The 14,251-nt window shown below is 58.9% G+C and carries 7 protein-coding genes; all 7 read left to right on the forward strand.

Annotation, left to right across the window (positions count from 1 at the left end; all coding sequences use genetic code 11):
* The first annotated feature begins 6 nt into the window (after positions 1-6).
* The 7 genes from P0119_20375 (at position 7) to P0119_20405 (ending at position 14,247) form a co-directional block, all read left to right on the forward strand.
* A complete protein-coding gene (locus tag P0119_20375; protein ID MDF0668411.1) occupies positions 7-1,671 on the forward strand; it encodes a cyclic peptide export ABC transporter in 1,665 nt (554 codons plus the stop codon).
* 76 nt (positions 1,672-1,747) lie between these two features.
* Positions 1,748-3,154, forward strand: coding sequence for an aspartate aminotransferase family protein (locus P0119_20380; protein MDF0668412.1), 1,407 nt, complete (start codon positions 1,748-1,750; stop codon positions 3,152-3,154).
* Complete coding sequence (locus tag P0119_20385) at positions 3,151-5,595, forward strand: penicillin acylase family protein (protein MDF0668413.1); 2,445 nt, start codon at positions 3,151-3,153, stop codon at positions 5,593-5,595. Before P0119_20380 ends, P0119_20385 begins: the two co-directional genes overlap by 4 nt.
* Complete coding sequence (locus P0119_20390) at positions 5,592-5,834, forward strand: MbtH family protein (GenBank protein MDF0668414.1); 243 nt, start codon at positions 5,592-5,594, stop codon at positions 5,832-5,834. The genes P0119_20385 and P0119_20390 overlap by 4 nt, the downstream gene beginning before the upstream one ends.
* Positions 5,786-6,595 carry an alpha/beta fold hydrolase gene (locus P0119_20395; protein MDF0668415.1) on the forward strand — a complete coding sequence of 270 codons (810 nt, stop codon included), beginning with the start codon at positions 5,786-5,788 and terminating at the stop codon, positions 6,593-6,595. The genes P0119_20390 and P0119_20395 overlap by 49 nt, the downstream gene beginning before the upstream one ends.
* Before the next feature lie 57 nt (positions 6,596-6,652).
* The gene (locus tag P0119_20400) at positions 6,653-7,678 is read left to right on the forward strand and encodes a TauD/TfdA family dioxygenase (protein MDF0668416.1); all 1,026 of its coding nucleotides are present in this window, start codon (positions 6,653-6,655) and stop codon (positions 7,676-7,678) included.
* A 2-nt stretch (positions 7,679-7,680) separates the two neighbouring features.
* The gene (locus P0119_20405; protein MDF0668417.1) at positions 7,681-14,247 is read left to right on the forward strand and encodes an amino acid adenylation domain-containing protein; all 6,567 of its coding nucleotides are present in this window, start codon (positions 7,681-7,683) and stop codon (positions 14,245-14,247) included.
* Positions 14,248-14,251: the final 4 nt, after the last annotated feature.

Genomic DNA, 14,251 nt, shown 5'->3' on the forward strand with positions numbered 1-14,251 from the left:
ACGACCATGAGTTTGATCCGCTTCTTGTACCGCAATTCATGGCGACTGGTCATGCTCTCCACGGTCGCAGGATTGATCAGTGGCCTGGCAAGCGCGGGGATTATCGCCTTTATCAATGCTGCGCTGGAGGAGAGCCAGCGCACAGTGGCTCTCGGTCTGAGTTTTCTTGGAGGTGTCGTGCTCGTGGTGGTCACGAAGGCCTTTTCGGAGGTGGTGTTGACGCGATTGGGACAAGACATCATCGCGCAGTTGCGGGTACATCTCAGTGAGCAGATTCTTCGTGCGCCTTTTCGACAGGTGCAGGAACTCGGTCGCCATCGATTGCTGGCCTCGCTCAACGAAGACACGGACGTCATTGCTCAGGCCTACGTGCAAATTCCGTTGATTTGTGTGAACGGCGCGACGGTTGTTGGATGCCTGGCGTATCTCGGATGGCTTTCCTGGCCGATGCTGGCCATCGTCCTCGGCTTCATGGTCTTCGGCGCTCTTTCGTTCCAGGCGCAGGAAAAGCAAGCGCTACACTCGTTCAAACAGGCTCGAGAAACAGACGATACCCTCTTTCGACATTTTCAATCGATCCTCGAGGGCATCAAAGAGCTCAAGCTGCATCGTGAACGTCGCCATGCATTTCTCGCCACGGCACTCCGTCCGACAGTGACTGCCTACAAGCGGGATTTCGTCAAGGGCATGACGGTGTACGCCATCGCCACAAACTGGGGGATGTTTTTGTTTTATGCGGTCATCGGGCTTGCTCTGTTTGTCCTCCCCGAGTGGCTTGCGCTGACTCCGCAGGCGGTCGCGGGATCGACGCTCGTGCTCCTGTATCTGATGGGGCCGTTTGCGCAGATTGTTGAAACCCTTCCGAGTGTCGGTCGCGCAAATGTGGCACTGGAAAAAGTCGAGGCGTTGGGGCTGTCGCTGGAAACGGCCTCCGCGCAGGACCAGATCGAGAAACGTGAAACGGTCAGGACCATCGGCATGGGTGGACCCGTTCTCAACGTCACGTGGAAGCGGATCGAGATGGTCGGTGTGACGCATCGGTACTATCGGGAGGAGGAAGGCAGTTTTCATCTCGGTCCGATCGAGCTCTGCTTCACACCGGGTGAGCTGGTATTTCTTGTGGGAGGAAACGGCAGTGGAAAAACGACGCTTGCTCTGCTTCTGCTGGGTCTCTATGCACCGGAATCAGGGACGATTCGTCTCGACGGAGTTCCGATCGACGAAGTCAACCGCGAAAATTATCGTCAGCTCTTCTCAGCCGTCTTCTCGGATTACCATCTGTTCGACAGGTTGTTCGGTTTGCACCAGCCCGGTCTCGATACGCAAGCACACGAATACGTGGACCGTCTGCAGCTTCGCGACAAGGTGCAGATCAGAGACGGAGAGTTGTCCACGCAGGCGCTTTCACAAGGACAACGCAAGCGCCTGGCATTGTTGACCGCCTATCTCGAGGACCGTCCGTTCTATGTGTTCGATGAGTGGGCCGCCGATCAGGATCCGATTTTTCGCCGAGTGTTCTATGAGGAGCTGCTGCCTGACTTGAAGGCACGCGGAAAAACAGCATTGGTCATTACTCATGATGATCAGTACTTTTCTGTCGCGGACCGATGTCTCCGGATGGATCTAGGAAAGATCACAACAGTGGCGGAAGGAGTGGGCGCATTTCGATAACCGGCATCGCCGTCGTCATGCGGCAATCGGCTCGATCGCCGTCAAAATGCCGCACGTGTGAAGGAAGGAGCCCGTCATGACCGTTCATGTGGATGAGTTGAAGAAGATGTTCCCGACAAAGCCGCACTCTGTGACGGAGGAAAGAGAACACAATCCATATCTCAAGCGACAGGCAGGGCGGGAGTCGAACGCCCGCAGTTACCCGAGGCGGCTCCCGTTGGCCCTCAGCAAGGCCAAGGGGATCTACGTGCAGGATACCGACGGCCGCACGTACATTGATTGTCTCGCCGGCGCCGGTGCACTGACATTGGGGCACAACCACCCGGTTGTATTGGACGCCATCCAGCAATTGTTGCAGGAAGGCGTACCCTTCCAGACGCTGGATCTGACGACGCCGGTGAAAGACCGCTTCGTCGACGCGCTCTTCGGGGCACTGCCGAAAGCGTTCGCGGAAGAGGCGCGTATCCAGTTCTGCGGGCCGTCAGGAGCCGACGCGGTGGAGGCTGCCGTCAAACTGGTGAAGACAGCGACGGGGCGACGAACGATTCTGTCGTTTCATGGCGCCTATCATGGAATGACGCACGGCGGTTTGGCGCTGACCGGCCACTTGGGACCAAAAGCCGCCGTCAGCGGTCTGATGCCGGATGTTCAGTTCCTTCCGTATCCCTACGATTATCGTTGTCCGTTCGGTGTCGGCGGCGAGGAAGGACACCGCCTCTCCAGCACCTATATCGAGCGGTTACTCGACGATCCGAACAGCGGTGTCGTGTCCCCGGCGGCTGTGATCTTGGAAGTGGTTCAGGGTGAGGGCGGTGTGATTCCTTCGCCTGATACCTGGCTCAGGGACATTCGGCGGATCACAAAAGATCGCAACATTCCACTGATCATCGATGAGATTCAGACCGGACTGGGACGGACCGGGTCGATGTTTGCATTCGAACGGGCCGGGATCATTCCCGACGCGTTGGTGCTGTCCAAGGCAATTGGAGGGGGGCTGCCGTTGAGCGTGGTGGTGTATGGAGCCGAGCTGGATCAGTGGCAGCCGGGAGCTCATGCCGGCACCTTCCGCGGAAACCAGATGGCGATGGCTGCGGGTGCGGCAACTATCGAATTCGTCCGAACCCATCGTCTCGATCAGCATGCTCAGATCATGGGAGAGCGTCTCTTGTCGCATCTGCGCAATGCCCAGGCATCGTCGCACAGCTTCGGCGACGTACGAGGGCGTGGGTTGATGATCGGTGTTGAAATCGTCGATATCAACGCGCGCCCCGACGCCCGAGGAAGCTATCCTGCGGCTCCGGAACTCGCGAGAAAGATTCAATCTCAGGCCCTCAATCGCGGTCTGATCCTCGAACTGGGAGGACGCAACGGCACGGTCGTGCGATTTCTATCACCGCTCATCGTCACAGCAGAAGAAGTGGATACGATTGCCCGCACTTTCTGCGAAGCAGTCCGCGCAGCGGAGCAAGATTCACGTTCATGAAGCGCGTGGTTTTTCCATCGGTCCTCCTCGTCCTCGTTTTGGCGGGAGGCTTCGGCTACGCCGTGACGACGATTCGAGCCTCGTTGCCGATGTTGGACGGCAAATTGGACGTCACGAGCCTGCGCGAACCGGTCACGGTCACCTCGGATGCTTACGGTATTCCCACGATTGCGGCCCGTTCGCGAGAAGACGCGATCCGCGCGCTCGGTTACGTCACTGCGCGTGATCGTCTGTTTCAGATGGACTTGTTGCGGCGTACCGCTTCAGGGCGGCTGGCCGAGATTTTCGGCGAGGCGATGCGTCAAACCGATCTTAAGCAACGGACCTTTGGATTCAGCGGAACAGCCAAAGCCATTGCTGTGCAGCTGCCTCAAGATCAAAGAGCTGTCCTCGAAGCCTACACGGACGGAGTGAACGACTACCTGACTCAGATGCAGACGCCGCCGTTCGAGTTTGTCCTGCTCGGCTATGCACCGGAACATTGGAAAGCAGAGGACAGTCTTCTGATCTTGCTGGAAATGTTCCATATGCTGAACGGGGCCGACGGGGAAGAGCGGATGAAAACGGTGATGAAGGAGGCGTTACCTTCCGAAGTCGTCGCGTTTCTCGTCCCGGAGACTGATCCTTATACGGACGCGTTGTTGAGCAGGAGGTCTAAAAGTTCTATGCGTCCGCCGATTCCTGTACGGGCATTGAGGGCTCTCAGACGGCCTGTCGATCAGGTGCAGGCTCGGCGAACGGCCATGGTCCGTTTCGGCAGGAGTGGATTGGGTTCGAACGGGTGGGCCGTCCATGGGGCCATGATGGCGGACGGCCGAGCCGTTCTCGCGAGCGACATGCACTTGGATATGGCGGTTCCCAATATCTGGTACCGTCTCCAGCTTCGATACGAACAGGTCGAGATCGCCGGTGTCATGGTGCCAGGTATTCCGGTCGTCGTTGCGGGCACGAACGGTTTTGTGGCGTGGGGTGTGACGAATGTGGAGGGAGATTTTTTGGACCTTATACGACTGGAAATCAATCCAGCCGATTCAAACGAGTACAAGACTCCGGGAGGATGGAAACGGTTTACGAGTCGGCGCGAAATCATCAAGGTGAAGGAGGCTCCTCACTCTATGGTGGAGCTCAACGATACCATCTGGGGCCCTGTGTCACGGGATCCTCTATTGAAGGGGCCTGTGGCCGTTCGCTGGACCGCACTCGATCCGGAAGCGGTTGATCTCGGTCAGCTCGCTATGGATCGGGTCCGGTCGGTGAGCGAGGCCATAGCCGTGATGAACCATGCCGGCGGTCCGCCAAGTAATGTCATTCTTGCCGACAGTAGCGGCCATATTGCTTGGACCTACACAGGCAGAATTCCCGTGCGTCGCGGATTTGACGGGTCAGTCAGTGTTTCCTGGGCGGACGGCCGCTCCGATTGGAGAGGATATGTGTCTCCGGAGGCCTTACCCAGCATTGTCGATCCTCCGTCGGGGTTTGTCGTCAGCGCGAATCAACGCATGTTGGATGTCTCCTATCCCTACGTGGTCGGCCATTCTTTTGCCAATGGGTATCGCGCGTTCAGAATCTCGCAGAGACTGGCGTCCATGACAAAAATCAGGGAGCGGGATCTGTTTGACCTACAATTGGATTCGACCAGTCAATTCTATGAGTTCTACAGGCAACTTGCGCAAGATCTCCTAACGGACGGTGTGATTCAACGCAACCCGTCTTTAATGAACGCCCGGCATGCCTTCGCGGCCTGGAACGGGAAGGCGGACGCCGACAGCCGTGGCTTCGCGCTTGTACTCCGCTTTAGTGAACTGCTGTCACGCTCGGTGTTTGCTCCTTATTTGTCCTCTTGTCATGAGCGCGACGCGCAGTTCAGCTACGACGGCGATTTGGACACTCCGTTACGTGAACTTTTGACGACGCAAATCCCGGAGCTGAATCCGGATCCAGGCCGTTTTTCCAGTTGGTCGGAATTTCTTCTGAACGTAGTCGAGCAAAGTGTCTGGGAATTGGAGGAGGAATATCCCTCTGTGTCACTGACCGAGCTCACTTGGGGACAACTGAATCGTGTAAGGATCGAGCATCCTCTCGCCGAGGCATTGCCAGGACTGGGGTACATCCTCAACATGCCGGATGAACCTGCGTCGGGATGCGGGCAGTGCATTCGGGTGATGCAGGATGGTCTCGGAGCGAGTCAAAGGCTCGTGGTATCCCCTGGCCATCAAGACGAGGGCATTCTCCATATGCCCGGTGGACAGTCCGGACATCCGCTCTCACCACACTATCGGGATCAGCAACGTTACTGGAGTGAAGGGCTGCCGCTACCGTTTTTGGCCGGGACGCCGGTCCATACGCTAACGCTGGTTCCTCGTTCACGTACCACACAGATGGCCGCTGTACAGAAACCGATATCCGCCGAACGTCAATTACACCAGGAGGAGGACCGATGAACAGCGAAGAACGCGAAGACACGACCATTTACAAGGTAGTGGTGAATCATGAAGAGCAATACTCGATCTGGCCATCCTATCGCGAGAATCCGCTGGGCTGGAGAGACGAGGGGAAAACCGGGCTCAAGGCCGAATGTCTCGCCCATATCGCGGAAGTATGGACCGATATGCGTCCGTTGAGTTTGAGGAAATGGATGGACGAACAGCCCAAGGCGGAAAAATCGACATCCTCATGCTGACCGTCTCACGCGTATCTCCATGGATCGTCACCCCTCGGCCCGTCAGCTCGGGAACGCGTTTAATTTGTTTCCCGTATGCAGGCGCGGGAGCCTCTGTCTTCCGAGGCTGGGCCGACAGTGAGTTCTTGGCGGATATCGAAGTCTGTGCCGTTCAGCTTCCTGGACGGGAGGCCAGGATCACCGAGTCGTCTGTCGGTGATTTGCGTCAGCTGGTGTCTCTGTTGCGCGAAGCCTTGAAACCCTACATGGATCGACCCTGTGCATTTTTTGGTCACAGTATCGGCGCGTTGGTAAGCTTTGAATTAGCCCGTGAGTTACGCCGGAGCGATGGAATCGAGCCAAGTCATCTGTTCGTATCCGGCGGTCCTGCCCCGCATCTTCCCTGTTCGGAGAGGATGTGTGACCTGTCGGAGGATGAATTTCTTGAGCGGCTGCATCGGTTCAACGGCACGCCGCCCGAGGTCCTGAACCACCCGGAACTGATGCACATGATGCTTCCAGTGCTTCGGGCAGATTTCTCGCTCCGTGACCTGTATGTGTACCGAGAAGAGCCTCCGTTGAGCTGTCCCATCACTACATTCGGGGGGATGAGCGATACACATGTGGATAGTCTGATGTTGCGGGCTTGGCAGCAACATACTCGCGAACGATTTCAATTGTGGCTGTTTCAAGGAGATCATTTCTTCATGCGGAGCGCGCAGGGACCACTGCTGGAGGTGCTCTCTACGGCGTTATCCCCATATCGAGAGGTTGCGCGATGACGATGACGGTCGTAGTCACGGAACGATTCGTCGCAACGACGCATGTGGAGGAGCATCATGCACGCTCATCACAATAATATTTCGCCGATACCCGTCGAGGAAACATGTGGAGAGGCAGTCGCTCAGCTGTCTTGCCGGGTGAGTTCCTTGGCCTCGAACACCCTTCTTCCTGTCGTGGTCAGTCCCACGGAAAATCGTTCGTTGGCTGAATACCGAGACGTTATTGAACAGACGGTGAGCACATATCTGTCGACCGTGGGAGGCCTGCTGTTCAGGGGGTTTCCTATAGAATCGGCGGCTGACTTCGAAGCGTTGGTCAAGACGATTTCGCCTGACCTGGCTTCCTACGAGTTTGGATCAACACCCCGGTCGAAGGTCCACAATCAGATTTATACCTCGACGGAATATCCTCCACATCAGCACATCCCCCTGCACAACGAACAAGCCTATACCACCGAATGGCCGATGAAAATCTGGTTTTATTGCGCGCAGGCGTCGCCGGAAGGCGGCTACACGCCGATCGCGGACAGCCGCGAGGTGTATCGGCACATTCCGGTCCGCATCAGAGAGCGGTTCATCGAGAAGGGTGTGATGTATGTACGCAACTACGGGAACGGACTGGACGTGCCCTGGACCAAAGTGTTCAACACCGTGGACCGTCGAGTCGTGGAACGGTTCTGCCGTGCGGCTGGGATCGCCTATGAATGGAAACCGGACGGAGAACTCCGCACGCGTCAGGTCTGCCAGGCCGTCGCCGTCCATCCCCGCACCAACGAAACGGTGTGGTTCAACCAAGCGCATCTGTTCCATGTCTCGAATTTGGAGCCAGCCGTCCGCGAGGCGCTGCTGTCCGTCGTCAGTGAGGCGGATCTGCCTCGGCAGGCCTGTTACGGAGACGGAACCGCGATCGAGGAGGCTGTATTGGACGAGATCCGGGACGCCTATCACTGCCGTGCCGTCCAGTTCCCATGGCAGGAAGGCGATGTATTGATGCTGGACAACATGCTGGCGGCGCATGGACGCACGCCGTTCAAGGGACCGAGAAAAGTTCTGGTGGCGATGGCTGAGTCGAGCAAGAGTTGACGATGAGATCGACACGTTCCCACGCACTGATCACCCGCGCAACGGCGCCGGCCGAACCTCACTCGAATGAGGACGTCTTTCCCGCGAGTTTCGCGCAGCAGCGATTGTGGTTTCTTTCCCAGCTGGAACCGGACAGCGCCGCGTACAATACGGCGCTGGCGGTACGGTTGCGAGGCCCACTCAACCGAACGGCACTGGCGCAGAGTCTTGACGAAATCATCCAGCGGCATGAAATTCTGCGCACGACTTTCGATGAGGTGGACGGGGAGTTGGTTCAAGTTATCGCCGAGGATCGCGCGATAGATCTGTCGGTGGTGGATTTCAGCCTCGAGTCGCCGACTGAACGCGAAGTTTCGGCAGCCGCAGCGGCGCGGGCGGAAGCGCATCGTTCCTTCGATCTTCGCACCGGACCCTTGATGCGGGTGCGTCTGCTCAAACTGGGACCACAGGACCATATGTTGGTCCTGACGCTGCACCATATCGTCTGCGACGGGTGGTCGTCGCAGATTCTCGCGCGAGAATTCGTGGCCCTCTACGAGGCATTTGATTCGGGCCTGCCGTCACCGCTACCTCCCTTACCGATTCAATACGCTGATTACGCGGTCTGGCAGCGCGGGTGGCTGCAAGGACCGGTGATCGAGGACCGGCTGGCCTACTGGAAAGAGAAGTTGAAAGGCAGCCTGCCGGTTCTCGACTTGCCGAGAGACCATCCGCGCCCAGCCGTGCAGAGCGACCGGGGCGCACGCTTTTCTTTTTCTGTATCGCGTGTTCTGACCGATCGGCTGCACGCGCTGAGCCGCAAACAGGGCGTGACGCTCTTCATGACGCTTGCCGCGGCCTTCCAGTTGTTGCTGATGCGGTACAGCGGCCTCGACGATTTTTGCCTCGGCACGCCGGTGGCAAACCGGCCGAAACGGGAGACTGAGTCGTTGATCGGCTTTTTCGCCAACACGCTCGTCCTGAGGGCGGATCTTTCGGGCAATCCGCCGTTCGTCGATCTGTTGGTGCGTGTACAGGAAACGGTTCTCGGTGCGCAGGCTCATCAAGACTTGCCGTTTGAGCAACTGGTGGACGCACTGCGGCCGGCCCGTGCGCTCAGTCATACGCCGCTGTTCCAGGTGATGTTTGCGCTGCAGACTTCGCTGGCCAAGACGCTGGCGATCACGTCGTTGGACGTCAGCGCGATGGAGTTGGATGCCGGAGGCGCCAAGTTCGATCTGTCGCTTGATATGACGGAGGACAAGACCGGACTGGATTGCGCGTTCGAGTACAACCAGGATCTGTTCGATCAGGAGACCGTAGCCAGGATGGCGGCTCACCTGCAGCAACTTCTGGACAGTATCGTCGATCATCCGCAGGCTCGTCTCAGTGAACTCACGATGCTTTCGACGGCAGAGCGTCGGAAGATTCTGATCGATTGGAACGACACGTCGGTCCCAGGTTTTGAGGACGGTCAGATCGTCCGTCTGTTTGAAGCGCAGGCGGCGCGATCGCCGGAGGCCGTGGCCGTTACTTGCGACAAGGAAACACTCAGCTATCGGGATTTGAACGATCGCGCTGATCGGATTGCCCGCGCACTTTCGATTGCCGGTGTCGGCTGCGAGACCGTCGTCGCCGTGCTCGGCGAACGTGGCATCGACTATGTGGCTATGATGGTGGCTCTGTGGAAGTGCGGAGGGGTCTACCTGCCGCTCGATCCCGGACATCCGCCCCCACGAGGGATATCCATTCTCGAAGCGAGCAGGGCTTCGATGGTGTTGACGACGGAGGCATGGGTACCCAGAGCACATGACATGATCGCTCAGATGCCACAGGACGCGCGGCCTGCGGTGCTCACAGTCGAGGCCTGTCTCTCAGAAGAGCCGGTTCTGTTTAGGGAGCGAGCCACGTGGCCGCCTGCGAGGTTGGCCTACGTGATCTATACGAGTGGCTCAACCGGTGTTCCGAAGGGAGCGATGGTGACCGACCTGGGGCTGCTCAATCATCTTCGGAGCAAGATTTCTATGCTCCGGCTTGGACCGACCGATATCATCGCACAAACCGCCTCCCAGGGATTCGATATCTCCGTCTGGCAGCTCACGGCTTCGCTCCTCTGCGGCGCCCGTACACTCATCGTGCCCGACGAAGTAGCCCGCGATCCCGAGCAGTTGCTTCACCATGTGGGTACGCAGGAAGTGACCGTCCTCGAAACAGTCCCGGCTTTGCTGGAAGGCATGCTCGATAAAGCCGCTGCGGCCGGAGCTGAAGCACCGACATTAGCCCGACTGCGATGGCTGGTGCCTACGGGCGAAGCTCTGCCGCCTGCCCTAATCAACCGGTGGTTCGAGCAATACCCGCATGTGCCGTTGATCAACGCCTATGGACCGGCCGAATGCGCCGATGATGTTGCCATGGCGACGATCACAACTCCGCCGGACGAAACGTACGCTCATGCTCCGATCGGCAAGCCCATCGCCAACCTTCGTGGCTATGTCGTGGACAGCTGGCTGGAACCGGTGCCGATTGGTGCCGCGGGTGAACTATGCGTAGCGGGAGCCGGTGTCGGCCGCGGCTATCTCCGCGATCCGGCCAGGACAGCCGAAGCCTTCGTGCCGGATCCCTTCTCCGATGAATCGGGCGCGCGGCTCTATCGGAGCGGCGATCGCGTCCGGCATCGTCCGGACGGGACGATGGAGTTTCTCGGGCGACGGGATCATCAAGTCAAAATCCGTGGTGTGCGCATTGAATTGAGTGAAATCGAAGTGCGCCTGCAGGCCCATCCGGACGTTCGCGAAGCCACGGCCATCGTGCGTCAGGACCGTCCGGGACAACAACGATTAACGGCCTATGTGGCGCCTTATGACGGTGGGTCATGCGACTCCGATGTCTTGATCCGACTGCTACGCGAGCAATTGCCGGAGTCGATGGTCCCCTCTGTGATCGTGACGCTCAAGGCGTTGCCCCGCAACGACAACGGCAAGATCGACCGACAGGCCTTGCCCGAGCCGGACCATGTGGCGGCAAGGGAATGGACAGCGCCCCGCACCCCGACTGAAGCGCGGTTGGCGGCGGTCTGGGCCGAGGTGCTGGGGTTGGAACGTGTCGGTGTTCACGACAATTTCTTCGAGTTGGGCGGGGATTCGATTCTCAGTCTACAAGTGATCTCGCGTGCCAAGACGCAAGGCCTGCCGCTCCTACCGCGACATCTCTTCCAGCATCAGACGATCGCCGAACTGGCGGAGGCCGCAGGCGGAAGGACTGAAGCAGTCGATTCGAGGCCAAGGCACGAGGTACGGGCTCAGCGACCGACTGATCCAGCCCTGCTCGAAGCGGTGCGGCGATTGTATCCCACGACCGAAGATGTCTATCCGCTCACTCCCTTGCAGCAGGGACTGCTCTTTCACAGTCTGTACGAACCGCAGTCCGGCGTCTACATCGAGCAGCTGAGTTGCCTCCTCCGAGGTAATCTGGACCATGTTGCATTCCTCGATGCATGGCGGATGGTGATCGCGCGTTCGACACCGCTCCGCACCGCGTTCGTATGGCAGGAACTTGACAGGCCCGTGCAGGTTGTGTTGCCGGGCGAGGCCCCGCCCATCATCGAGCTCGATTGGCGCGATGCATCCGAATCACACCAGAGAGAACGATTGCGGGAATTTCTGTGGAACGATCGGCTGAGGGACTTCGACTTGGCAAGGCCGCCGCTGATGCGCCTCGCCTTGATCCGTGTTGCAGATGACGCGCGCTATCTCATCTGGACGCATCATCATATCGTGCTCGACGGCTGGTGCCTTCCCATTATTATGGGTGATCTGTTCGCGTACTATGCGTTCTTGAAAGGCGGCTCGGACCCGGGCAAGCCGCAGTCGCAACCGTATCGAAACTATGTCGAATGGATTGCATCTCAGGATCAGACGGCGGCGGAACGGTACTGGCGCAAGATCCTGGCGGGCATCACGTCGACCACATCCCTTCCGACGGATCGCTCGCCGGACGGCACGCAGTCGGATGCCGGCTACGGCATGCATCGATTGACGATCTCAGCCGCCAGGACATCGGCCCTTCAGGAGTATGCCTCCAGAGAATGCATCACGGTCAATACGCTGGTACAGGGAGCCTGGGCGCTGTTACTAGGCCGTTACTGTGGTGAGGAAGACGTGCTGTTCGGCACGACGGTGTCGGGACGCTCTGCGGATGTCCCGGAGATCGAGACGATGCTCGGGCTCTTCATCAACACGTTGCCGCTCCGAGTCACCCTGTCGCCGGACGCCGTTCTGCGGGGTTGGCTGCGCGGATTACTGCAGCAGAACGCCGAGTTGCGCCAATACGAGCACACCCCCCTCGCGCAGATCCAGAGCTGGAGTCAGATGCCGCGCGGCAGTCAGCTGTTCGACAGCCTCCTGGTCTTCGACAACCATCCGATCGACAGAACTCTGGATGACGGAGGTGCCGGTTTGACCGCTCACGATGTCTATCTGGAAGGCCAGACCAATTATCCGTTGACCGTCAACGTCGTGCCGGGCGAATCGCTCTGTTTTCTCCTGTCCTATCAAAAGAAGCGGTTCTCTCCTGAACGAGTACAACGCATAGCAAAGCATCTGGACATGGTGCTGAACCAGTTGGTCGCGCGGCCGGACACGCGCCTGTCGGCGATCGGGGTGCTGGGAATCGGGGAGCGGCGGCAGTTGGTGGACGACTGGAACGCAACGAAGCGGAGTTATTCGAGCACGACGGTACCGAAGCTGATCTATGAGCAGGTACAAGGCACACCGCACGCCGTGGCGGTGCGGCTGGACAACCAGACGCTGAGTTATGGAGAGTTGTGGCGCCGAAGCGCGGCTGTGGCAACCGAGGTACGGCGGCAGGGTGTCGGTCCCGATGTGTTGGTGGGAATCTGTGCCGAGCGGTCGCTGGAATTGGTCATCGGCCTTCTGGGAATTTTGCAGGCAGGCGGAGCCTACGTGCCGATCGACCCGAGTTATCCTGCCGATCGAATCGCCTACATGCTGGCCGATGCGGCGCCGGTGGTGTTGCTGACGCAGCCAGCTCTGCGGGAGCAGCTGCCGCTGTTCGCAGGCCTGTGTCTCGAACTCTCTGCTGCTGCGCCGGAAGAATTTGAAACGGCGTATCTTCCGCCGACGCCGGTGAGGCCGGAACATCTGGCCTACACGATCTATACATCCGGCTCCACCGGGCGTCCCAAAGGAGCGGGCAACACGCATGGAGGATTACTCAATCGGTTGCAGTGGATGCAGGAATATTTCGGTCTGACACCGGCCGACCGTGTGTTGCAGAAGACACCGTTCAGCTTCGACGTGTCGGTGTGGGAATTTCTTTGGCCCTTGATGACCGGAGCGGAGTTAGTGCTGGCTCTGCCGGATGAACACAAGGACGGACTGCGGCTCAAAGAGAGGATCCTCAAACAGAAGATCACGACGATGCACTTCGTCCCGCCGATGTTGCAGGCGTTTCTGGAAACGCCTGGGGTGGAGGCCTGTGCCGGAACGTTGAGGCGAGTGGTCTGCAGCGGTGAAGCGCTGAGTGAGGCGGTACAGAGGCAGTGCTGGGCGCGATTGCCGGGGGTGGAACTGCACAATCTCTATGGCCCGACGGAAGCGGCGATCGATGTGACGGTATGGTCGTGTGATCCGACCGCTCCCGCCGATCCAGTCCCGATCGGGCGGCCGATCGCCAACACCCAAATCTATATATTGGATCATCGAGGGGAACCCGTCCCGATCGGCATCCCGGGTGAAGTGCATATCGGCGGTGTGAATGTGGCACGTGGCTATCACCGGCGAGCGGCGCAGACGGCGGAGCGGTTCGTGCCGGATGCATTCAGCGCAGAGCCGGGTCGACGGTTGTACCGGACGGGTGATCTTGCGCGGCACCGGCCGGATGGCGCGATCGAGTATCTGGGCCGGCTGGACCATCAGGTAAAGATCCGAGGAGTACGAATCGAACTGGGCGAGGTCGAAAGCTGCCTGCTCCAACATCCGTCGGTGCAAGAGGCGGTCGTCGTGGCGCAGGACAGAGCGACTGGGAACAAACGCTTGATCGGCTATGTGGTGCCCCGAATGGGCCACGAAGTGTCGGATGAGGCGATACGGCAATGGGTAGGGGCGCAGCTGCCCGATGCGTTCGTCCCAAGTGTCGTGATGGTGATCGAAACCCTACCGGTCACACCCAACGGCAAGGTGGATCGCAAAGCGTTGCCGGTCCCGGATCTACAGCCACGGCGGACGCGGGCCTATGAAGAGCCGATCACGGAGTTTGAACGGAATCTGGCTGCTATTTGGGCCGAGGTGCTTGGACAGCCGCATGTGGGCCGGTTCGACAACTTCTTCGAGCTCGGCGGCGATTCGATCAACACGCTGCAAGTGCTGGCCCGTGCCCATCAGCGCGGCTTGAAATTGACTCCCAAACAATTGTTCGAGCATCCAACGGTAGCGGCAGCCGCCGCGGTGGCGGTGCCGATAGAGGTGACTTCCGAAGTGGAGATACCGGGAAAAGACACAGAAACCGGCGGACTCGTGGGCATTGAGCTGTCCGACGAAGACATGAGTAATCTGCTGGAAGAATTGAAATAGGAGA

The organism is Nitrospira sp. (assembly GCA_029194665.1).
GTDB lineage: Bacteria > Nitrospirota > Nitrospiria > Nitrospirales > Nitrospiraceae > Nitrospira_D.

Excerpts from the sequence above, each read along its gene's own strand:
- P0119_20405 (MDF0668417.1), top strand. The coding sequence starts at position 7,681 with ATGAGATCGACACGTTCCCACGCACTGATCACCCGCGCAACGGCGCCG.
- P0119_20375 (MDF0668411.1), top strand. The coding sequence starts at position 7 with ATGAGTTTGATCCGCTTCTTGTACCGCAATTCATGGCGACTGGTCATG.
- P0119_20390 (MDF0668414.1), top strand. The coding sequence starts at position 5,592 with ATGAACAGCGAAGAACGCGAAGACACGACCATTTACAAGGTAGTGGTG.
- P0119_20380 (MDF0668412.1), top strand. The coding sequence starts at position 1,748 with ATGACCGTTCATGTGGATGAGTTGAAGAAGATGTTCCCGACAAAGCCG.
- P0119_20395 (MDF0668415.1), top strand. The coding sequence starts at position 5,786 with ATGGATGGACGAACAGCCCAAGGCGGAAAAATCGACATCCTCATGCTG.
- P0119_20400 (MDF0668416.1), top strand. The coding sequence starts at position 6,653 with ATGCACGCTCATCACAATAATATTTCGCCGATACCCGTCGAGGAAACA.
- P0119_20385 (MDF0668413.1), top strand. The coding sequence starts at position 3,151 with ATGAAGCGCGTGGTTTTTCCATCGGTCCTCCTCGTCCTCGTTTTGGCG.